The sequence below is a fragment of the Massilia sp. UYP34 genome, from assembly GCF_056279385.1.
In genome coordinates this window covers 546966-567981 of record NZ_JBWBRF010000001.1, presented here as the reverse complement: position 1 = coordinate 567981, position 21016 = coordinate 546966, and the positions used below count along the sequence as shown (strand labels likewise).

Sequence of the window (21016 nt, the reverse complement as noted above, 5' to 3'; positions counted from 1 at the left end):
TGCCATGGATTTAATCGCCACTATCGACCGCAAGCTCGACGCCCTCGCCGCCCACAGCCTGGTGCGCAGGCGCCGCGTGACCGACGGCGCCTGCGCGCCGCGCCAGATCGTCGATGGCCGCGAACTGCTGGCCTTCTGCAGCAACGACTACCTCGGCCTGGCGTCGCACCCGCTGGTGGTCGAAGCGCTGCGCGCAGGCGCCACTTTGTATGGCGCCGGCAGCGGCGCCTCGCACCTGGTGTCGGGCCACGGCCGCGCCCACCACGTGCTGGAAGAGCGCCTGGCCGAGTGGATGGCGCCGCACCTGGAACAGGCGCGCGCGCTCACGCTGTGCACTGGCTACATGGCCAACCTGGCGATCCTGACCGCGCTGGGGCTGGACGCCGACGCGATGATCTTTTCCGAGGAGCTGAACCACGCCTCGCTGATCGACGGCGCGCGCCTGGCCAAGGCCGGCGTCGCGGTCTACCCGCACGGCGACGTCGACGCGCTCGAAGCGCGGCTCGCGGCCAGCAGCGCCGCCACGAAAATCGTCGTCACCGACAGCGTCTTCAGCATGGACGGCAACCTGGCCCCGCTGCCGGCGCTGCTGGCCGCATGCGAGCGTCACGGCGCCTGGCTGGTGGTCGACGACGCCCACGGCTTCGGCGTGCTGGGGAACAACGGCCGCGGCGCGCTCGAACACTTTGGCCTCTGCTCGCCCAATCTGGTGTACATGGGCACGCTCGGCAAGGCGGCCGGCGTCGGCGGCGCCTTCGTCGCCGCGCACGCCAGCGTCATCGAATTGCTGGTGCAGCGCGCCCGTCCCTACATCTACACCACGGCCTGCCCGCCGGCCCTCGCGCACGCCCTGCTCGCCAGCCTTGATATCATTGGCGGCGCCGAAGGAAAAACACGACGCGCCCACCTGGCGGGATTGGTCAAGCAATTGCGCGAATCGCTGGATTTCCAGCGTTGGACACTGGCGGCATCGACCACCGCGATCCAGCCCGTCGTCATCGGCAGCAACGACGCTGCGCTGCGCGCCTCCGCCGCCCTGCATGAACAGGGCCTGTGGGTGCCGGCGATCCGCCCGCCGACCGTGGCGCCGGGCACGGCGCGCCTGCGCGTGACCCTGTCGGCCGCCCACGGCATCGACGACGTCGCGCAACTGGCGCAGGCGCTCAACAGACTGGAAAAGGCCGCACCATGAACAACCCGAACGATCCGAACAACCTGAACGACCATGACGACCCGATCGCCGCGCCGGCGGTCGCGCCCTCGCCCATGATGCCGCAGGCCGAGTTCGACGAGCCGGCCCTGGAGCCGGAACTCGAGGCGCGCGCCATCGACGGCCTGCCCTCGCGCTTCGCCTGCTTCGTCACCGGCACCGACACCGAGATCGGCAAGACCCTGGTCTCGAGCGCCATCCTGCACAAGCTCGCCGCCAGCGGCGTGCGCGCCTGCGGCATGAAGCCGGTGGCGGCCGGCGCCGAACTGCGCGATGGCGAACTGCACAACGACGACGCCGACATGCTGTCGGGCGCCGGCAACGTGCACCTGCCGGTGTCGATCACCACGCCGTACATGCTGCGCGAACCGGCGGCGCCGCACATCGCCGCCGCGCTGGAAAACGTCACCATCGAATCGGCGCCGATCATCGCCGCCTTCGCCGAGATCCAGGCCGCGTCCGATGCGGTGGTAGTCGAGGGCGTGGGGGGCTTTCGGGTGCCGTTCAACGACACCTTCGACAGCGCCGACCTCGCCGCGCAGCTGAACCTGCCGGTGATCCTGGTGGTCGGCATGCGCCTGGGCTGCATCAGCCACGCCCTGCTCACGGTCGAGGCGATCGTGGCGCGCGGCCTGGTGCTGGCCGGCTGGGTCGCCAACACGGTCGATCCCGATATGAGCTTCGAGCAAGAGAACATCAAGGCGCTGGCACAGCGCATCCCGGCGCCGCTGCTGGGTCATGTGCCGCGCCTGCAAACACCGACGGCCGCCGCGGCGGCCGAATTCATCGATCTCGCTGGACTGCCGGGATGGCCGTCCACGCGAGGCAAGTCCTGAAGGAACCACCATGTCCGATATGAATACCATCGCCCTGCACCGCCCTGCGGCCGCCATCAAACCTGCTGAAAACGCCACCTGGCCGCTGGCCGATGTGCTGGCGCTGTTCGAGCTGCCGTTTCCCGAACTGATGCACCGCGCCTCGACGCTGCACCGCGAACACTTCCCCGACGGCGACGTCGAACTGGCGACCCTGCTGTCGATCAAGACCGGCGGCTGCGAGGAAGACTGCGGCTACTGCCCGCAGGCGGCGCGCTACGACACCGGCGTCGAAGCCAAGAAGCTCCTCGACATCGACACCGTGCTCGACGCGGCGCGCGCGGCCAAGGCCAGCGGCGCGACCCGCTTCTGCATGGGCGCCGCCTGGCGCAGCCCGAAGGAGCGCGACATGGAAAAGGTCGAGACCATGGTGCGCGAAGTGAAGGCGCTGGGCATGGAGACCTGCGCCACCCTGGGGATGCTCGAAGCCGGCCAGGCCGAACAGCTGAAAAAAGCGGGCCTGGACTACTACAACCACAATATCGATACCGCGCCCGACTTCTACAACAACGTCATTTCGACCCGCGAATACCAGGACCGCCTGGACACGCTGGGCCGCGTGCGCGAAGCGGGCCTGAAGGTCTGCTGCGGCGGCATCGTCGGCATGGGCGAGACGCGCGAGCAGCGCGCCGGCCTGATCGCCCAGCTGGCCAACCTGAATCCGTATCCGGAATCGGTGCCGGTCAACCACCTGGTGCAGGTGGCAGGCACGCCGCTGCACGGCCTGGACAAGCTGGACCCGATCGAATTCGTGCGCACCATCGCGGTCGCGCGCATCACCATGCCGCAAGCGCGCGTGCGCCTGTCGGCGGGCCGCCGCGAGCTGGGCGAAGCGGTGCAGGCGATGTGCTTCATGGCCGGCGCCAACTCGATCTTCTACGGCGACAAGCTGCTCACCACCGACAATCCGGAAGCCGACGACGACCGCGTGCTGCTGGCCAAGCTGGGTCTCAAGACGCGCGCCGCCATGCTCGATTCGGTGCAGAAGGAAGCCTGCGGGTGTTAAGAAAACTTAGGTTCCCGCTTACGCGGGAATGACGTTTCTGCGGCCGGGGAGACACGGCCGCGCGCACGACTCGTCCGAACAACCATAAGCGAAAGATAAAGCGCATGTTCACCAAGATCCTCATCGCCAACCGGGGCGAAATCGCCTGCCGTGTCGCCGCCACCGCGCGCCGCATGGGTATTCGTACCGTCGCCGTGTATTCGGAAGCCGACGCCGGCGCCAAGCACGTCGCGGTGTGCGATGAGGCGGTCCTGATTGGCCCTGCGGCCGCCAGGGACAGCTATCTTCGTGGCAGCAAGATCATCGAGGTGGCCAGGGCCACCGGCGCCCAGGCGATCCATCCGGGCTACGGCTTCCTGTCAGAGAATGCGGAGTTCGCGGATGCGGTGCAGGCCGCCGGACTGGTGTTCATCGGCCCGCCGGCGTCCTCGATGCGCGCGATGGGTTCGAAGTCGGCCGCCAAGCAGCTGATGGAGGGCGCCAACGTGCCGCTGGTGCCGGGCTACCACGGCGACGAGCAGGACCCTGGTTTTCTCCGCCAGCAGGCCGACCGCATCGGTTACCCGGTGCTGCTCAAGGCCAGCGCCGGCGGCGGCGGCAAGGGCATGCGCGTGGTCGAGCGTTCGGAGGATTTCGAGGCCGCGCTGGCCTCGTGCCAGCGCGAAGCGATCAGTTCGTTCGGCGACGCCAAGGTGCTGGTCGAGAAGTACCTGATCCGCCCGCGCCACATCGAGATCCAGGTCTTCGCCGACCGCCTGGGCGCGTGCGTCTACCTGCACGAGCGCGACTGCTCGGTGCAGCGCCGCCACCAGAAGGTGCTGGAAGAAGCGCCCGCGCCGAACATGCCGGCGGACCGCCGCGCGGCCATGGGCGAAGCGGCGGTCAATGCCGCGCGCGCGGTCGGCTACGTCGGCGCCGGCACGGTGGAATTCATCGCCAACCAGGACGGTTCGTTCTACTTCATGGAGATGAACACCCGCCTGCAGGTCGAGCATCCGGTGACCGAGATGATCACCGGGACCGATCTGGTCGAATGGCAGTTGCGCGTCGCCTTTGGCGAGCCGCTGCCGAAGAAACAGCATGAACTCGGCATCCACGGCCACGCGATCGAGGCGCGCGTGTATGCCGAAAACCCCGACAAGGGCTTCCTGCCGTCGATCGGCACCCTGCGCCACATGGACGTGCCGCGCGCGGTGGCGTTCGAGCTCGGCGCGGATGGCGTGGCCGGGGCGACGACGCCGGCCGCCGTGCGCGTCGACTCCGGCGTGCGCGAGGGCGATGCGATTTCGCCATTCTACGATCCGATGATCGCCAAGCTGATCGTCTGGGGCGCGGACCGCACGCAGGCGCTGGCGCGCATGTCGCAGGCGCTGGGCGAGTTCCGCATCGTCGGCCTGGCCACCAATATCGCCTTCCTGAAACGCCTGGTCGACGGCGAAGCCTTCTCGCGCGCCGACCTGGATACGGGTTTGATCGAACGCAATCAATCCACCTTATTCCCGCCGCCGGCGCCGGCGCCGCTGGGCGCCCTGGCCCTGGCCGCGCTTGCGCTCGTCAATGGCGAGACCGCGCACGGCGCCGCCAACGACGCCGATCCATGGAGCCAGGCCCGTGGCTGGCGCATGAACGGCGACTACCGCCGCGTGCTTTCCTTTAACGATGAGCACGGCGATTACCGTGTCGGTCTGACCTATCGCAATAGTGGATGGGAGATTGACCTTGATAAGCAACATCAGCGCATCGAATTAGTGTCGCAGAACGATGCCGAGCTGGCGCTGCGGCTGGGCGAAACCGCCGTGCATGGCGCCGTGCGCCGCGATGGCGACACATTCCATGTGTTTAGCGGTGGCCACCATCACACGCTGACGTACAATGACCCGATGGCACATGCTGGCGAGACTGAATCTGCCGGAGGCCGCCTGACGGCGCCGATGCCGGGCAAGGTGGTCGCGGTACTGGCCCAGTCCGGCGAGACCGTGGCGAAGGGCGAGCCGCTGGTGATCATGGAAGCGATGAAGATGGAACACACGATTTCCGCGCCGAGCGACGGCCTGGTGGAAGAAGTGCTGTACCAGGTCGGCGACCAGGTGGCGGATGGCGCGCCGCTGCTGGCCTTCAAGGCGGCGTAAGCGAACATACAAGAACCACCCTGACAAAAAACGAGGGGGAGACATGCGCATTGTCCTGTACCGGGGCGATGGCGTCATCGAGCCATGGGAACGCGAGTTCTCGGCCGTGATGCCAGGCGTCGAGACGGTCACCTGGAAGGAGGGCCAGCTACTGCCTCCTTGCGATTACGCGGTATTGTGGAACCCGGCGCCCGGCCTGCTGGCGCAGCTCGGCGAGGTCAAGGCGATCTTCCTGATGGGCGCCGGCGTCGACGCCGTGCTCAAGTTCGGCGACGCGCTGCCGCGCGTGCCGCTGGTGCGCCTGGGCGACGCCGGCATGGGCGTGCAGATGGCCGAGTACGTGGCGCACGCCGTGCTGCGCTATTTCCGCCGCTTCGACGAATACGAACAGCAGGCCCGGCACGGCGCCTGGAATGCGCTGCCCCAGCATCCGAAAGAGTCGTTCACGATCGGCGTCATGGGACTGGGCAAGCTCGGCATGCCAGTGGTCGCGGCGATGCGCCATTTCGGCTTCCCGGTGCGCGGCTGGAGCCGCAGCCCGAAGGACATCCCCGGCGTGCCGACCTATGCCGGCATGGAGGGGCTTGACGACTTCCTGCATGGCACGCGGGTGCTGGTCTGCCTGCTGCCGCTCACCGCGGAGACGACCAACCTGCTCGACCGCCACCGGCTGGGCAAGCTGGCGCCCGGCGCCTACCTGATCAACGTCTCGCGCGGCGCCATCCTGGCCGAGCCGGACCTGATGACGCTGATCCGCTCGGGCCACATCGCCGGCGCCACGCTCGACGTGTTCCGCCACGAGCCGCTGCCGGCCCCGCATCCGTTCTGGAACGAGCCGCGCATCGCCCTCACCCCGCACATCTCGGCGCTCACCATGCGCACGGATGCCGTGCGCCAGATCGCCGCCAAGATCGGCGCCCTGGAAGACGGCCAACCGGTCGACGACCTGGTCGACCGCCAACGTGGATACTGACATGAACCAACAACCCGCCGCCTTGCCCACCTTACCCGCCAAGGTCAAGATCGTCGAAGTCGGCCCGCGCGACGGCCTGCAGAACGAGAAGGAAGCGCTGAGCGCCGACGTGAAAGTGGAACTGGTCGAGCGCCTGGCGCGCGCCGGCTTCGTCAACGTGGAAGCGGCCGCCTTCGTCTCGCCGAAATGGGTGCCGCAGATGGCGACCAGCGCCGAGGTGCTGGCGCGCATCGAGCGCCGTCCCGGGACCGTCTATTCGGCGCTGGTGCCGAACATGCAGGGCTTCGAGGCCGCCCTTGCCGGCGGCGCCGACGAGGTGGTCGTGTTCAGCGCGGCCTCCGAGGCCTTCTCGCAAAAGAACATCAACTGCTCGATCGCCCAGTCGATCGCCCGCTTCGAACCGGTGGCGCGCGCGGCGCAGCAATACGGCCTGCGCCTGCGCGGATCGATCAGCACGGCCTTCGGCTGCCCCTACCAGGGCGAGGTGCCGCTCGACGCCGTCGGCGACGTGGTGGCGCGCATGCGCGACCTGGGCTGCATCGAAATCGACATCGCCGACACCATCGGCGTCTCGACCGCGCGCAAGACGCAGGCCGTGATGCTGCGCGCGGCGCAGGAATTCCCGATCGCCCAGCTGGCAGGACACTTCCACGACACCTACGGCCAGGCGCTGGCCAACATCTATGCGGCGATGGAGGTCGGGGTGGCGATCTTCCACTCCTCGGTGGCCGGCCTGGGCGGCTGCCCGTATGCCAAGGGCGCGACCGGCAACGTGGCGACCGAGGACGTGCTGTACCTGATGCAGGGGCTGGGCATCGAGACCGGCATCGATCTCGACCAGGTGGTCGACGCCGGCCTGTTCATCTCGCAGCAACTGGGCCGCAAGAGCATCAGCCGCGCCGGCAACGCGATCGCGGCCAGGCGCGCCGGATAATTTTTCGCGCTCGGCGCGACCATCGTCACCACGCAGGGTGGACGGCTTTGCCGTCCACGCGCGGATCGCCAGCGCCAGCCAACGCCACAACGAAAAAAGCCGACAACTCGCGTTGTCGGCTTTTTTCTTGATACTGGTCGGAGTACAAGGATTCGAACCTTGGACCCCCTGGTCCCAAACCAGGTGCGCTACCGGGCTGCGCTACACTCCGAAGAAGCGAGATCATAGCGGTTTCGCGTGACCCGGTCAAGTTTTCGTTGCAAAATAGTGAGTTGGTAGTTTTCTAAAGTTAAGTTGAGGTAGGTATGTCATGCATATGGCTCTGAGCTACGGCGATCCTGCCAGCCTGCGTCACGGCAATCGCCGCGTCGTCGTCGGCATAGTGGTATCGATCGCGGTGCATGCATTGTTCCTGCTGGCGTACCGGCATACGACCTTCCGGACGATGGAGTCCGGGCCGGCCGAGCCGACGGTGCTCTCGGTCTGGATCGCCCCGCCGGCCCCGCCACCGCCACCGCCACCGCCAGCGCCACCGCCACCGCCGGAGCCGGACATCGTTCGTCCCCCTGCGCCGGCCCCGAACGCCACCGCACCGCGCACCACCCGACCGGCGCCGCCGCAAGCCGTGATCGCGGTCCCGGACAGCGCAAGCGCCGCACCCGATCCATTCGTCGTGCAACAGGAAGAAGCCGCGGAACCGGCGCCGAAGTTCGACATGAACGCCGCGCGCGCGGTGGCGCGCGCGAATGCCCACCTGCGCGATCCGTCGAAGGAAGGCACGGCGCTGGCGCAATTTCCCGAGCCGGCGCTGCAGACCGAATCCAAGCTGGCGCGCGGCATCCGCGCAGCCAAGCGGCCCGATTGCAAGGACGGCCTTCCGGGCGGGCTGCTGGCGCCGATTTATTTATTGATGGAGAAAAAGGATTCGGGGTGCAAGTGGTGACCCGTCATCCGCCCTTGATCTGCAGCGCGCGCTCGTACAGCGCATTCTTCTTGCGGCCCGTGATCTGCGCCGCCAGGTTGGCCGCCTGCTTCACGCTGCACTCGCTCAACAGGATCTGCAGCACGCGCTCGGCTTCGACGTCCTCGGCGTCGGTGGCGTCGACGGCGCCGGCCACCAGCACCACGAATTCGCCGCGCTCGCGGTGCTGGTCGGCCGCGATCCAGGCCAGCGCATCCTTCAGTTCACAGCGGTGCACTTCCTCGAACATCTTGCTCAGCTCGCGGGCAAACACCACCTGCCGGGTCGGCTCGAACGCCGCCGCCAGCGCCTCGACGCAATCATTGATGCGGTGCGGCGCCTCATAGAACACCAGGGTCGAGGTCTCGCGCGCCAGCGCGGCCAGCGCCGCCTCGCGGCCCTTGGCCTTGGCCGGCAGGAAGCCGACGAAGTGGAAGCGGTCGTTGACCAGGCCGCTGGCCGACAGCGCCGCGATCGCGGCCGAGGGGCCGGGCAGCGGCACCACGTTCAGGCCGGCACTACGCACCGCATCGACGATGCGCGCGCCAGGGTCGGACACGCCCGGCGTGCCGGCGTCGGACACCAGCGCCACGCGCTGGCCGGCGCGCAGGCGCTCGACGATCTTGTCGGCCACTTCGCGCTCGTTGTGCTGGTGTGCGGCGATGGTCGGCTGGGACAGGCCGAAGCGCTGCAGCAGCGCGCCGGTCTTGCGCGTATCCTCGCAGGCGACCACGTCGGCCAATGCCAGCAGGTGCAGCGCACGCAGGGTGATGTCGGTGACGTTGCCGATCGGAGTAGCCACGACATACAGCGTTGCGGTAGGATAGGACTGCTGGGCCGCCTCGCCCATGACGGGAAGTCGGGCGATGTCGATGGTCTGCTGATCTGTCATAAGGGTTCCGATGCTGAAGAAAAAAAATCTACCGGGCTTGCTCGCGGCCGCCGTACTTACCTCAGTTGCCACATTGCTCGCTGGCTGCGGCAGTACGCCATTGCCTCCCGATACCGGTTGCGGCATGCCGGGCGGCGCGTGCGGTCCCGCGACGCCGGTGACGAATGCGCCGCCGCCGGCGCCAGCTTACACGCCGCCGCCGCGTCCTGAAAGTGGCGTACAGACCAATCCGGTCGAACTGCCGCCGAGCGCCGACGGCAGCCCGCGCGCGGCAGCGCCGTCGTCGGTGCCATTCTCGGCGCCCTACAGCGGCCCGGCCGTGCGCGTGGCGCTGTTGCTGCCGCTCGATTCGGCGGCGCTGGCCCAGCCGGCCGAAGCGGTGCGCGCCGGCTTCATGGCCGCCCACGAACGGCAACCCGAAGGCGTCACCGTCAACCTGGTGCCCACCGGCGACTCGTCGCCGGCCGCGCTCGACGCCTATCGCGGCGCAGCCGGGCAGAACGATATCGTGGTCGGTCCGCTGGCGCGTTCCGCCGTGGCGGCCCTGGCCACCAGCGGCGCGGTCAACAAGCCGACCATCGCCCTGAACCACCCGCAAATCAATGCCCCGCTGCCGCGCCAGATGCTGGTGATCGGCCTGTCGCTCGAAGACGAAGCGCGCCAGGTGGCCGAGTGGGCCGCCGCCGAGCAGCCGGCCGGCCAGGCCCTGGTGCTCACCGGCCGCGCCGCCTGGCAGCAACGCCTGTCGGGCGCCTTCAGCCAGCGCTGGGCCGAACTGGGCCGCATGCACGCCACGGTCGAGCTGCCGGCCGAAGGCGGCTACGTCGACGGCAATGCGCTGGCCGAGCTGCGCGCCCGCTTGTCCGCCGAACCGCCGCAGCTGGTCTACGCCGCGCTCGACGCCAACGGCCTGCGCCAGGTACGCAGCGCGATCGGCACCTCGCTGCCGACCTATGGCGCCGCCTCCGTCAATCCCGGCCTCGACTTGTCCAGCGTACCGTCCGAACTGGTCGGCGTGCGCTTCCTCGACCTGCCCTGGACGGTGCAGCCCGACCATCCGGCGGTCGCCGGCTATCCGCGCTGGAACGGCGCCAGCCAGGGTCTCGACCCGCAGCGCCTGTACGCGCTCGGCATCGACGCCTACCGCATCGCGCGCGAGCTGGCGCAGCGCCCCACCGGTTCGTTCGAGCTCGACGGCGCCACCGGCCGCCTGTCGGTGAACATGGGGCAACCCGGTGGACCGAACCAGCGCGCCTTCCGCCGCGTCGAGACCGGCGTCGTGGTGCGCGACAACGCCCCGCTTGACAACATCCTCACCGACGATGCCGGCGGCAACAGTGTCCCGCCACCGCGCCGCGTGTTCGAACCGGTCGCGACCGGCCTGACCGGCCAATGAGATGTGGCCCCTGCGCCTGTCCCGACGCCAGGCCCAGGGCCGGGAATGGGAACGCACCGCCCGCGATTACCTGAAGCGCCATGCACTGTCCCCGGTCGAGGAAAATTTTCGCTGCAAGGGCGGCGAGATCGACCTGATCATGCGCGATGGCGCAACCCTGGTGTTCGTCGAGGTGCGCCAGCGCGCCGACCGCGAGCACGGCGGCGCCGCCGCCAGCATCACCCCTGCCAAGATGCGCCGCCTGGTCTGTGCGGCGCAAGTCTACCTATTGCGTTATCCCGTCACTCCTCCCTGCCGTTTCGACCTGGTCGCCATCGATAGCGGGCAGATTGAATGGTTGCGGAACATCATTGAAGTGTAAGCAATTTTTACTACGCTTGCTCAGGTGGGGTTGCCGCTGCACTATAATCCTCGGCTATGAATACTCAACGCATCCTCGCTCACTTCCAGGAGAGCGCCGACCTGAAGATGAAGTCGGCCGCCACCCTGGCTCCTTCCATTTCGGCGGCAGTAGAACTCATGTTCAGCGCCCTTTCCAACGGCAACAAGATCCTGGCCTGCGGCAACGGCGGTTCGGCCGCCGACTGCCAGCACTTCGCGGCCGAGCTGGTCGGCCGTTTCGAGCGCGAGCGCTTTCCGCTGCCGGCGATCGCCCTGACCACCGACACCTCGATCCTGACCGCGGTCGGCAACGACTACAGCTTCCGGGAGATCTTCTCGAAGCAGGTGCAGGCATTCGGCCAGGCGGGCGACATCCTGCTGGCGATTTCGACCTCGGGCAACTCGTCCAACGTGCTGGCCGCGGTCGAGGCGGCCCTGGAGCGCGAAATGCGCATCGTGGCCTTTACCGGCAAGGACGGCGGCCAACTGGCCAAGCTGCTGACCGACGCCGACGTGCACATCAACGTCCCGCATGCACGCACCGCGCGCATCCAGGAAGTTCACCTGTGCGCCATTCACTGCATCTGCGACGGCATCGACGTCGCGCTGTTCGGAGGAGACGAGAATGCGTAACACCCGCCGGCCCATGGCCGCGCTGCTGACCAAGATTATCCTGGGCACCACCCTGGCCGCTTCGCTGTCGGGCTGCTTCGGCCTCATCGTCGGCGCCGGCGTGGCCGGCGCCATGTCCACGGTCGACCGCCGCACGCTGGGCGCCCAGACCGAGGACAAGTCGATCACGGTCAAGGCCGAGCTGGAAATGCGCAAAATCACGGGCGGCGCCGGCAACGTCAACGTCACCAGCTTCAACCGCCGCGTGCTGCTCACCGGCGAAGTGCGCGACGAAGCGATGAAGCAGGCGGCCGAACGCGAAGTGCGCGCGATCGCCAACGTGGTCTCGGTCATCAACGAGCTGGCGGTTTCCGGTTCGTCGAGCTATACCTCGCGTTCGAACGACGCCCTGATCACCACCAAGGTCAAGACCAGCCTGGTCGACATGAAGACCGTGTCGGCAATCTCGTTCAAGGTCACCACCGAACGCGGCGTGGTCTACCTGATGGGCCTCGTCACGCCACGCGAAGGCAATATCGCCGCCGATGTCGCCAAGGGCGTCTCGGGCGTGACCCGCGTGGTGAAGATCTTTGAATACATCAATGAAGAGGATCCGCGCGTACGGCAGAACAGCCCGGCGCAGGTTTCGCTGAACTGACCACGGGCTTTACCGGCCCTGGGCAAGCGGCAGGACTATAATGGTCCTGCCGTTTTTTTATATCGACGACCATGACCGCTCCCACCTCTTCCCGTTCCTGGTTCAAGCCCGCCGCCATCGGCGCCGTGGTGCTCGCCCTGGCCGGCATCGGCTACGCCTCGTTCAGCAGCACTACGCAGGCGCCTGACGTCACCTTCATCAGCATCGCCGGCGAAAAGATCAGCACCCAATCCTTGCGCGGCAAGGTCGTGATGGTCAACTTCTGGGCCACTTCCTGCGTCACCTGCGTCAAGGAGATGCCGGACATGGTCGCGACGTACAACAAGTACAAGGACCAGGGCCTGGAATTCGTCGCGGTCGCGATGCAGTACGACCGCCCCGACTACGTGCTGAACTTCACCGAGCAGCGCAAGCTGCCGTTCAAGGTGGTGCTGGATTCGGCCGGCGATATCGCGCGCCAGTTCGGCGACGTCACCCTGACCCCGACCACCTTCCTGATCGACAAGGAGGGCCGCATCCTCAAGACCTACGTGGGCGAGCCCGATTTCGCGGCGGTCCACAAGCTGATCGAGAAGGAACTGGCGGGGTAGGCTGAATATCGGCTCCGCTTTCGTGCCGGATGACGCGGCTGCCAACGCTCACCGCGTCGGCGGCCAAGCCGCCAACCCTACGCCTTCGGGTAGAGGATCATCTGGGTGCAGCGGAACAGGGCGATGGTCTTGCCGCTGGCCGCATCGATGACGGTGGCGTCCCACACCTGCGTGGTGCGGCCCAGGTGCACGGCGGTGGCGGTGCAGGACAGCAGGCCTTCGCGCGCGGTGCCCAGGTGGTTCGATTTCAGTTCGATGGTGGTGAAGTTCTGCGCGCCTTCCGGCAGGTTGCTGATGCAGCCGTAGCCGGCGCAGGTGTCGGCCAGGGTGACCACGCTGCCGGCGTGCAGGTAGCCATTGGGCGCCAGCAGATGCGGCTCGACCTTCATCTCGGCGGACAGCTTGCCGGGGCTGACGTCAAGGATGCGGATGCCCAGGTGGCCGGGGAGGAAGGTGGCGCCGAATTCGTTGAAGGCTTGCGGGGTGTGCTTGGTATTCAATGGTGTCTCGATGTTATTGTAAAAAACGGCATCGTACACCGGGAGTGCGTGGTTGTTTCGGGTATCGCGTCTATTCCGAGTTCTGAGCTCAGCCATCACCGCCTACGCCCTTCCTGGCGCTTCCCCCCACCCGGCTTCCCGCCCTGTCTTTTGCGCGCCGCCGAATTCTGCTGCTGCAGCACCGCATCGACCCGCTCCGCCGCCTCGCGCGCCAGCGCCAAGGCCAGCTCGATGCTCGGGAAGTATTCCGGCTCGCGGTAGCCCAGCCAGGCATAGGCCGAATACAGGCGGCAGGTATCCTCGATCTCTTGCAGGTTCATAGTGAACAGGTGCTGCGGATTCGGGTTCGGCTGCAGCTTGACCACCTTTTTCTTGGCCAGCGACAGCGCCCAGTGTTCCCAGGCGCTTTGCAGCACCGGCACGCGGCTCGAGATCGGCACCAGCGACAGCATGAATTTTTCCGCCACCGACAGCGGCAGCGTGTCGAGCCATTCGGCGCGCTCGTTCTGTTCATCCTGGATGCGCGGGTAGAAGAAGCCGTCCGGCACGTCGATGTTGTGCACGAAGCGTTTCAGGAGCTTGACCAGCGAGGTCTCGCCGGTCACCGCCGCGATGCGGTGCAGCTGCTCGAGCGACGGCGCGACCGCGAAACCGGTGGCGGCCACCGGCGGGATCTTTTCCTTCATCAGCGCGCGCATCACCTGGTGGGTGTCGTCGTCGTAGCCGGCGACGAAGCCTTCCTCGTGCACGCCGTAGCGCCCTGCCCGGCCCGCGATCTGTTTGGCGAGCGCCGCGGGGATCTCTTCTTCCTCGTAGCCGTTGTACTTGACCGTGGTGGTCATCACGATGCGCGCGATCGGCATGTTCAGGCCCATCGCCAGCGCGTCGGTGCCGACCACGATGTCGGCCTGCCCTTCGCGGAAGCGCTCGGCCTGGGCCCGGCGCACCTCGGGCGACAGGTTGCCGTAGACCGTCGCCACCGACAGGCCCTTCTCGGTGATCATGTCGCGCCACATCAGGACCTCGCGCCGCGAGAAGCAGATCACGGCGTCGCCGCGGCGCAGGTTCGACAGCTTGCGCACGCTGGACGGCTCCATCGACAGCGGCCCCATGCGCTTGAGCACATGGACTTCGAGCGGCACTTCCAGGCGCTCGGCCAGCGCCTCGATCGCGCGCCGCGCTTCCGGCGCGCCGACCAGGTACACGACGTTCGCCGGCGCCCCCACCACGGCGGCGGTCCAGGCGGCGCCGCGGTCGCGGTCGGCCAGCATCTGGATCTCGTCGATCACGGCCACTTCCACCGGCGTCCTGGTGTCGAGCATCTCGACCGTGCTGGCGACATGGGTCGCGCCTTCCTCGAGGCGCCGTTCCTCGCCCGTGATCAGGCTGACCTTGAGCGCGTCGCCATGCGCGCCGTGCGGACGCGCGGCCTGCAGGCGCTCGTAGTTCTCCAGCGCCAGGAGGCGCAGCGGCGCGAGATAGACGCCGCTGGCGGCCTTTGCCAGCGCTTCCATCGCGCGGTGGGTCTTGCCCGAGTTGGTGGGCCCGAGCAGGGCGATGAACTTGCGCTGCATGCGGCTGGCCACCTCGAACGACTGCGGATACTCGGCCAGGTTGATGCTTTCCTTGGTGCGCGCCGCATGGCGCTCTTCCTCTTCGCGCTCGGCCGCGTGGGTCAGGCGCTGCGAGATGCGCTGGAACACGTACTCGGCCGGCTCGGAGGTCTCGAGCTCGTCGAGCACGTCGAGGAAGGTCATCGGATCCCAGCCGAATTCGTCGGCGTCTTCGGCGATGTCGCGCACGAATTCCTCGGTTTCGAGGTGCAGGCGCCGCAGATCTTCCTCGTGGGTGCGTTCCTCGATCAGCACGCGCCGCGCGAGCAAGTCCATCTTGCGCCACTTGCTCGGCTTGGCCAGCACGCCGCGCGCCGGCACCAGGCGGTAGGGCACGCGCAGGCCGTCGTACTGCACCTCGCCGGAAAAGCGCAGGAACACGCGGCCTTCCATCTTGACCAGTTCGACGCCGCGCGCGGCCAGGCCGAGTTCACGCTCGAGGAAGGCGTCGTCGTGCTCGAGGTTGTCGGAAGTAGGCAAATCTCGGTGGTCGCTCATGGATCGGTGCTGGATGTCTGGTTGTCGTCACTATATCGCGCTGGCGGCGCGGGCCTCGCGCCGATGCCTGGAAGCAAAAAGGGACGGCCAAGCCGTCCCTTCGATCGAACGCGGAATCGAATTACGCTGCGACGCCCGCCTCGTGCGCCTGCTGGTCGGCGTGGTACGACGAACGCACCATCGCGCCCACGGCGGCGTGCACGAAGCCCATCTCGTAGGCCTTTTCTTCGAACATCTTGAAGACATCAGGATGCACGTAGCGGCGCACCGGCAGGTGCGAGTTGGTCGGCGCCAGGTACTGGCCGATGGTGAGCATGTCGATGTCGTGCTCGCGCATGTCGCGCATCACTTCCAGGATCTCTTCGTCGGTCTCGCCCAGGCCGACCATCAGGCCCGACTTGGTGACCGCGCCCGGGTACATCTTCTTGAAGTCGCGCAGCAGCACCAGCGAGTGGGTGTAGTCGGCGCCCGGACGCGCTTCCTTGTACAGGCGCGGCACGGTTTCCAGGTTGTGGTTCATCACGTCCGGCAAGCCGTCGGCGAAGATGTTCAATGCTTTTTCGAGACGGCCGCGGAAGTCCGGCACCAGCACCTCGATCTTGGTGTTGGGCGACAGCGCGCGGGTCTTCTGGATGCACTCGACGAAGTGGCCGGCGCCGCCGTCGCGCAGGTCGTCGCGGTCGACCGAGGTGATCACGACGTAGGACAGGCGCAGGTCGGCGATGGTCTTGGCCAGGTTGCCCGGCTCGTTCACGTCCAGCGGATCCGGACGGCCGTGGCCGACGTCGCAGAACGGGCAGCGGCGGGTGCACTTGTCGCCCATGATCATGAAGGTCGCCGTGCCCTTGCCGAAGCATTCGCCGATGTTCGGGCAGCTGGCTTCCTCGCACACCGTCACCAGATTGTTGGCGCGCAGGATGTCCTTGATCTCGTAGAAGCGCGACGAAGCGGTGGCCGCCTTGACGCGGATCCAGTCCGGCTTTTTCAGGCGCTCGACGTCCGCGATCGGCACGATCTTGATCGGGATGCGCGACGTCTTGCTGGCGCCTTTCTGCTTTTCGCTGGCGTTGTAGGCGGATGCGGAGGCGATGCCGGTGTCGATTTCGGAAGTCATTTGGCTCGTTGCCCCAGAAGGGCGTCAGTTGGTTTGTTCGGTTCGGACTGGCCGGGGTCGACCTGCGTACTGGTCTGCTGTCCGAGATGCACGACCAGGGCCCGGGCCAGCGCCTGCTGGACATCGGCCAGCGGCGCCTCGACGCCCATGGTGCGCATGTCGACCGTGGCCAGTCCCGAATAGCCGCACGGGTTGATCCAGGAGAACGGGGCCAGGTCCATGCCCACGTTCAGCGATACGCCATGATAGGTGCAGCCGTTGCCGCGCACCTTGAGGCCGAGCGCGGCGATCTTGGCGCCCTTGCGCGGGCCTGCGGCGATATAGATGCCGGGCGCGCCGGCGATGCGCTCACCGGCCAGATTATACGCCCCTAATACATCGATCACCGCCTGTTCGATTTTTTCCACAAACTGGCGCGCATACAGCTTGCCGCCCGGCTTGTTGCGGCGCAAGTCCATCAACAGGTAGATCACGACCTGGCCCGGGCCGTGGTAGGTAACCTCGCCGCCGCGGTCGGTCTGGACCACCGGCACGCCGTGCGGCGCCAGCACGTGGCCCGGGTCGGCGCCCAGGCCCAGCGTGAACACGGGCGGGTGCTCGACGATCCACAGTTCGTCCCGGGTCTCGGGCGTGCGCGCGTCGGTGAAGGCGCGCATGGCGGCGAAGGTGGGTTCGTAGTCGGCCCGGCCGAGTTCACGGACGAGCGGCGCGGCGGGGTGGATCGAAGACATGGAATCGGGACGCGAATCAGCGCGCGAAAATCGGGCCATAGGATGGGACAGCCCCGTCATTATAAGCCAGCGCGATCGGATGTGCCTGCCAAACAGGCAGCCCGGCCCGCCGGTTATCGATATGGCAATGTGCCGTTACAGGACCATCTTGACCATCGGGTGGGTCGACAGGGTGCGGTACACCTCGTCCAGCATCTCGCGGCTGGTGGCGGTGATGGTGACGGTCAGGCCGGTGTAGTTGCCCTTGGCCGACGGACGGGTTTCCAGCTTGCCTTCATGGAAAGTCGGATCCAGCTGGGTCACCAGCGCGACGATGGTGGGAGCGAAATCGATATGGGTCGCGCCCATCACCTTGATCGGGAATTCGCTCGGGTATTCGATGAGGGATTCTTTCGGGTCCATGACTAATCCTGTGTAAATGCGCATTGTAGCCAATGCCGGCGTTTTCCTCAGCGTTCCTGTATCTGCTCGCCGCGCGCATTGGTATGGGCGCGCTGCTCGCCGCCGCCGCGCGGCGTGAAGGCGGGCGTGGAAGGTTGCGGGCGCGGCGCGGGCGGTGCCACCATCTGCGGCGGCGGGGAGACCACCATCTGCGGCGGCGGACGCATGTCGGGCCGCGGCATCGGGCGTGGCTCGGGACGAGACTCGGGACGCATGTCGGGACGCAAGTCGGGACGAGAAAACGCCGGCGCCGGATTGGTCGCCATGGCGGGCGGGCGCTGCTGCTGCTGCAGTTGCTGGCCGCGTTCGGCCCGCTCGCGCATGCGCTCGCGCTGCTCGCGTTCGCGCTCGGCGTGGCGCCCGAAGCCCATGCGGTCGGCCTGCATGCGGTTGTCCAGGTCGCGCTGCATGCGGTCGCGCTGTTCCTGCTGGCGCATGACGCGCTCCTGGTGCTGCAGGCGTTCGCGCGACAGGCGCTCGTTGCTCTCGCGCTGGCGCGCCATCGGATCCGGCGCGAAACGGCGATCCTGCACGAAGCCGTCGCGCGTCACCTGGCCGGTCTCCAGGCGCGCTCGCGCCTCGCGCCGCTCGAGCAGGTCGCGCCGCTCATCGGTCGCGCGGTTCCAGCCGGCGCGCGCCACCAGCGGCGGCGGCGGGGCGCTGCCCTGTCCGCGCGGCAGCGCGAAGTTCGGGCGGTCGGGGCGCGGCGCGCGCGGCACCACCACCGGACCACGGCCGCCGAAGTGTTCGCGCGGCACCACGGTCAGGCCGTGGTGCCCGGGCCGGTGCCGGTCCGCGCGGCGGCTGGCGTGACGCCAGTCGTTCAGGCGCCGCAGGCGCTCGCCGGACAGGCGGTAGCCGGGCACGTAGCGGTCGTAGGGGCTGAGCGGATACCAGCCATGCGCGTGCAGGTCGTGCGAGGCGAAGCCGACGCTCCAGTTGCCGCCGCCGACCCAGCCGACCAGCGCCGGCGACCACACCGGCCGCCGCTCGAGGCGGCCCGGGGCCCAGGCCCAGCGGTCGCGCACCTGCACCCAGCGGCCGTAATGGAAGGGCGCATAGCCCCATGGCGCGTTGTCGACCCAGGTCCAGCCCCACGGCGCGATGTAGCTCCACTGGCCGTCGCGGTAGGGCGTCCAGCCGGACGCCACCACGGTCGGCGTCCACAGGCTGCCGTAGTCGGCGTGGGTGCTCCAGCTGCCGTAGCGGTCGAGTTCTTCGTAACCGGTCATCTCGGTGCCGATGTGGCGCGAGGATTGCTCGGCCACCAGCGTCTGGTCGCGCGTGAGGGCCCAGTCGTCGAATTCGTCGCGCCGCGCCTGGCGCGTACTCACGTCTTCGTCGCGCACCTCGGCGCTGCGGCCGGCGCGCACGGTGAGGCTGGCGCCGGCGCCGTCGACCTGGGCCTCGCCGTCGAGCACGCTCACCAGGCTGGTGTCGGGCACGCGGTCGGCATCCACGCGCAGGCGGCCCGGCTCGGTCAGGCGCACGGTCGCCTGGGGCGTGCGCAGTTCGAACTCGGGCGCCACCTCGCTGTTCATGACGCGGATGCTGGCGCTGCCGAAGTGCAGGCGCAGACGCAGGCTGTCGTCGTCCAGTTCGGTGAACTCGAGCGAGCTGTCGCCGTCCAGCCGGATCGAGGTGGAGCCGATCCGGATCTCGGTGCGCGCGCCGGGCGAGGTCGTGACCAGGTTGCGCGTGGTGACCGGCCAGTTGACCACGGCGGCGCTGCTCTCGGCGCCAACGTCGCCGCCGATCTCGACCTGGCCCTGGACCAGGGAAACGCGGCCGACCCGGCCCGGCGGCTCGGTCTCCATGACACCGCTTCCTGCCACCTCGGCCTGGCCAGGCGGATCGGTCTGCAGCACGGTCTGCGCGGTCGCGCCTGTGGAGAACGCGGCCAGCGTTGCCACGGTCAGCAGGGCGGCGGAATAGGCGAGGCGATGGGTCATGAGATGCTCCAGGATGGAACGCGGACGGGGTGGCTCAGCCTCATTACAACGCTCGCACTCCCGCGTGGACAACGCGGGTTACACAAAGTTGCATCTGCCGGCATAGCGGAAATAGTCGCCGACAGGACAAAGCCTCAGGCAGGCTGGCGCTTGACGAAGAATAGCATCGAACCGATCAGCACCAGTACCGCGCCGAACACGCGGTTCTGCAGGCGCATGTGGCGCGGATCGCGCATGAAGCGCTGCATCGAGGCGGCCAGGGCGGCGTAGCCGTGCATCACGATCGAATCGATCGCCACCATGGTCACGCCCAGGATCGCCAGTTGGGTGAACAGCGGCGCATCCTTGGCGATGAATTGCGGCAGCACGGCGACCATGAAGATGATGCCCTTGGGGTTCGTGGTATTGGTGAAAAAACCGGTCAGCACGCGCTTGCCGAAGGACGGATGCGCTTCCAGGCCGGCGGTCGACGCCGTCGGGCCGGGCGCCGGGGCGGCGCGCCACTGGCTGACGCCGAGGTAGATCAGGTACAGCGCGCCGATCACCTTGACCGCCGTGAAGGCGACCGTGGACGCCAGCAGCAGCGAACCGACGCCAGCGCCGGCGATGACCAGCACCAGGATCAGGCCCAGCTGCAGGCCGAGGACGGTCGCGCTGGCTTTCCTGAGGCCGTAGGCCAGGCCATGCGACATCGACAGGACCGCGCCGGAACCGGGCGAAATGGCGATCAGCGAACCGGCGATGACGAAGGCGATCCAGGTGGCGAAGCTCATGGCGGTGAAAAAATGAATGGTGCTGCAGGAGGGGGAATACGGCTGCCGGAAAGGCAAGGAACGGCACATTCAGCCAGCGCGCGCGACCCGCGCACGGGCCGCGACGCGAGGCCGGGTACGGATTACTTCTTCTTGGTCGGGTTGACCGCTGCCTTCAGGGTCGCGCCAGCCGAGAAACGCGGGCTCTTCGATGCCGCGATCTTGATCACTTCGCCGGTGGCAGGGTTGCGGCCCTTGCGTGCGGCGCGCTTGGTCACCGAGAAGGTGCCAAAGCCGGTGATGCCCACCGTGTCGCCCTTTTTCAGGCGCTCGGTGATGATCGCGATGATGGTGTTCACGGCGTCGCCTGCGGCAGCGCCCGACATCTCGGTGCGCTTCGCGAATTCTGCGATCAGTTCGCCTTTTTTCATAAATCCCTCCGGGGTTAAAAGAGCGGGAAGATTAGCATAAATATTGCTATGTGTAATGCCGCTCCCCGGGGGAAATTTGAAAGGAAGCCTTATGCGACGCCAGATTCGATGACCGGACCACCCAAACGGTTGCGCAGCGCGGCGTTGATCAGGGTCTGGTAGCCGGTGCCGCAACGCTCGGACAGGTTGCGGAATTCCTTCAGCACCTCGTCGTCGAGATAGATCGTGATGCGGGTCTTGCGCTTCGGCGCGCGGGCGCGGCGGGCCGGAGCGGAAGTGGCAGCAGCAGCGGCAGCGGCAGCGGCAGGCTGGATCGAATCGGTGTTCATTGGATGATCTCCTTCGTTTGGGGGGACGAGGCTGCAGT

Annotated in this window: 22 protein-coding genes and 1 tRNA gene; 12 read left to right on the top strand and 11 right to left on the bottom strand. The window is 67.5% G+C overall.

Translation table 11 applies throughout. From position 1 onward, the window contains the following. The first annotated feature begins 4 nt into the window (after positions 1-4). The 6 genes from bioF to ACZ9AQ_RS02525 all read left to right on the top strand — a co-directional run bounded on the left by bioF (position 5) and on the right by ACZ9AQ_RS02525 (position 7127). Positions 5-1192 (top strand): 8-amino-7-oxononanoate synthase, encoded by a 1188-nt coding sequence (bioF, locus tag ACZ9AQ_RS02550; protein WP_429200957.1) that lies wholly within the window; start codon positions 5-7, stop codon positions 1190-1192. Continuing rightward, the gene (gene bioD / locus ACZ9AQ_RS02545; protein WP_429200959.1) at positions 1189-2046 is read left to right on the top strand and encodes a dethiobiotin synthase; all 858 of its coding nucleotides are present in this window, start codon (positions 1189-1191) and stop codon (positions 2044-2046) included. Before bioF ends, bioD begins: the two co-directional genes overlap by 4 nt. A gap of 19 nt (positions 2047-2065) precedes the next feature. Further along, on the top strand, positions 2066-3091 hold the full coding sequence (gene bioB, locus ACZ9AQ_RS02540; RefSeq protein WP_429201779.1) for a biotin synthase BioB: 1026 nt from the start codon (positions 2066-2068) through the stop codon (positions 3089-3091). 104 nt (positions 3092-3195) lie between these two features. Then, positions 3196-5220 (top strand): acetyl/propionyl/methylcrotonyl-CoA carboxylase subunit alpha, encoded by a 2025-nt coding sequence (locus ACZ9AQ_RS02535; protein ID WP_429200960.1) that lies wholly within the window; start codon positions 3196-3198, stop codon positions 5218-5220. A gap of 43 nt (positions 5221-5263) precedes the next feature. Continuing rightward, a complete protein-coding gene (locus ACZ9AQ_RS02530; protein ID WP_429200962.1) occupies positions 5264-6193 on the top strand; it encodes a 2-hydroxyacid dehydrogenase in 930 nt (309 codons plus the stop codon). Position 6194: 1 nt separating this feature from the next. Further along, the gene (locus ACZ9AQ_RS02525) at positions 6195-7127 is read left to right on the top strand and encodes a hydroxymethylglutaryl-CoA lyase (protein WP_429200964.1); all 933 of its coding nucleotides are present in this window, start codon (positions 6195-6197) and stop codon (positions 7125-7127) included. Between the two features lie 134 nt (positions 7128-7261). Here the strand turns inward: ACZ9AQ_RS02525 and ACZ9AQ_RS02520 are convergent. Continuing rightward, positions 7262-7338 (bottom strand) — tRNA-Pro (locus ACZ9AQ_RS02520). 99 nt (positions 7339-7437) lie between these two features. Here ACZ9AQ_RS02520 and ACZ9AQ_RS02515 point away from each other — a divergent pair. Continuing rightward, positions 7438-8070, top strand: coding sequence for a hypothetical protein (locus ACZ9AQ_RS02515; RefSeq protein ID WP_429200966.1), 633 nt, complete (start codon positions 7438-7440; stop codon positions 8068-8070). A gap of 4 nt (positions 8071-8074) precedes the next feature. Here the strand turns inward: ACZ9AQ_RS02515 and rsmI are convergent, their stop codons facing one another. Continuing rightward, positions 8075-8980 carry a 16S rRNA (cytidine(1402)-2'-O)-methyltransferase gene (gene rsmI, locus ACZ9AQ_RS02510; protein ID WP_429200968.1) on the bottom strand — a complete coding sequence of 302 codons (906 nt, stop codon included), beginning with the start codon at positions 8978-8980 and terminating at the stop codon, positions 8075-8077. 100 nt (positions 8981-9080) lie between these two features. Between rsmI and ACZ9AQ_RS02505 the strand changes: the two genes are divergently transcribed. From ACZ9AQ_RS02505 to ACZ9AQ_RS02485, 5 genes are all read left to right on the top strand, one after another. Then, positions 9081-10376: a penicillin-binding protein activator gene (locus ACZ9AQ_RS02505; RefSeq protein WP_429200970.1), complete on the top strand. Its 1296-nt coding sequence runs from the start codon at positions 9081-9083 to the stop codon at positions 10374-10376. A gap of 1 nt (position 10377) precedes the next feature. Then, positions 10378-10737 carry a YraN family protein gene (locus ACZ9AQ_RS02500; RefSeq protein WP_429200972.1) on the top strand — a complete coding sequence of 120 codons (360 nt, stop codon included), beginning with the start codon at positions 10378-10380 and terminating at the stop codon, positions 10735-10737. Between the two features lie 56 nt (positions 10738-10793). Then, positions 10794-11390, top strand: a complete 597-nt coding sequence (locus tag ACZ9AQ_RS02495) for a phosphoheptose isomerase (protein WP_429200974.1) — start codon at positions 10794-10796, stop codon at positions 11388-11390. Continuing rightward, positions 11383-12027: a BON domain-containing protein gene (locus ACZ9AQ_RS02490; RefSeq protein ID WP_429200976.1), complete on the top strand. Its 645-nt coding sequence runs from the start codon at positions 11383-11385 to the stop codon at positions 12025-12027. The genes ACZ9AQ_RS02495 and ACZ9AQ_RS02490 overlap by 8 nt, the downstream gene beginning before the upstream one ends. A gap of 71 nt (positions 12028-12098) precedes the next feature. Beyond that, entirely contained in the window at positions 12099-12617 is a 519-nt protein-coding gene (locus ACZ9AQ_RS02485) for a TlpA disulfide reductase family protein (RefSeq protein WP_429200978.1), read from the top strand. A 77-nt stretch (positions 12618-12694) separates the two neighbouring features. Here the strand turns inward: ACZ9AQ_RS02485 and ACZ9AQ_RS02480 are convergent, their stop codons facing one another. The 9 genes from ACZ9AQ_RS02480 to ACZ9AQ_RS02440 all read right to left on the bottom strand — a co-directional run bounded on the left by ACZ9AQ_RS02480 (position 12695) and on the right by ACZ9AQ_RS02440 (position 20978). Continuing rightward, a complete protein-coding gene (locus tag ACZ9AQ_RS02480; RefSeq protein ID WP_429200979.1) occupies positions 12695-13156 on the bottom strand; it encodes a PaaI family thioesterase in 462 nt (153 codons plus the stop codon). Positions 13157-13212: 56 nt separating this feature from the next. Beyond that, a complete protein-coding gene (locus tag ACZ9AQ_RS02475; RefSeq protein WP_429200981.1) occupies positions 13213-15228 on the bottom strand; it encodes a helicase-related protein in 2016 nt (671 codons plus the stop codon). Between the two features lie 121 nt (positions 15229-15349). Beyond that, positions 15350-16342, bottom strand: a complete 993-nt coding sequence (gene lipA, locus ACZ9AQ_RS02470; protein WP_429200983.1) for a lipoyl synthase — start codon at positions 16340-16342, stop codon at positions 15350-15352. Continuing rightward, positions 16339-17073, bottom strand: coding sequence for a lipoyl(octanoyl) transferase LipB (lipB, locus tag ACZ9AQ_RS02465; RefSeq protein WP_429200985.1), 735 nt, complete (start codon positions 17071-17073; stop codon positions 16339-16341). Before lipB ends, lipA begins: the two co-directional genes overlap by 4 nt. Before the next feature lie 135 nt (positions 17074-17208). Continuing rightward, positions 17209-17475 (bottom strand): DUF493 family protein, encoded by a 267-nt coding sequence (locus tag ACZ9AQ_RS02460; protein WP_429200986.1) that lies wholly within the window; start codon positions 17473-17475, stop codon positions 17209-17211. 47 nt (positions 17476-17522) lie between these two features. Next, the gene (locus ACZ9AQ_RS02455) at positions 17523-19466 is read right to left on the bottom strand and encodes a DUF6600 domain-containing protein (RefSeq protein ID WP_429200988.1); all 1944 of its coding nucleotides are present in this window, start codon (positions 19464-19466) and stop codon (positions 17523-17525) included. Between the two features lie 134 nt (positions 19467-19600). Beyond that, positions 19601-20239, bottom strand: a complete 639-nt coding sequence (locus ACZ9AQ_RS02450; RefSeq protein ID WP_429200990.1) for a LysE family transporter — start codon at positions 20237-20239, stop codon at positions 19601-19603. Positions 20240-20361: 122 nt separating this feature from the next. After that, complete coding sequence (locus ACZ9AQ_RS02445; RefSeq protein WP_429200991.1) at positions 20362-20649, bottom strand: HU family DNA-binding protein; 288 nt, start codon at positions 20647-20649, stop codon at positions 20362-20364. An 89-nt stretch (positions 20650-20738) separates the two neighbouring features. Then, the gene (locus tag ACZ9AQ_RS02440; RefSeq protein ID WP_429200993.1) at positions 20739-20978 is read right to left on the bottom strand and encodes a BrnA antitoxin family protein; all 240 of its coding nucleotides are present in this window, start codon (positions 20976-20978) and stop codon (positions 20739-20741) included. Between the last annotated feature and the right edge of the window lie 38 nt (positions 20979-21016).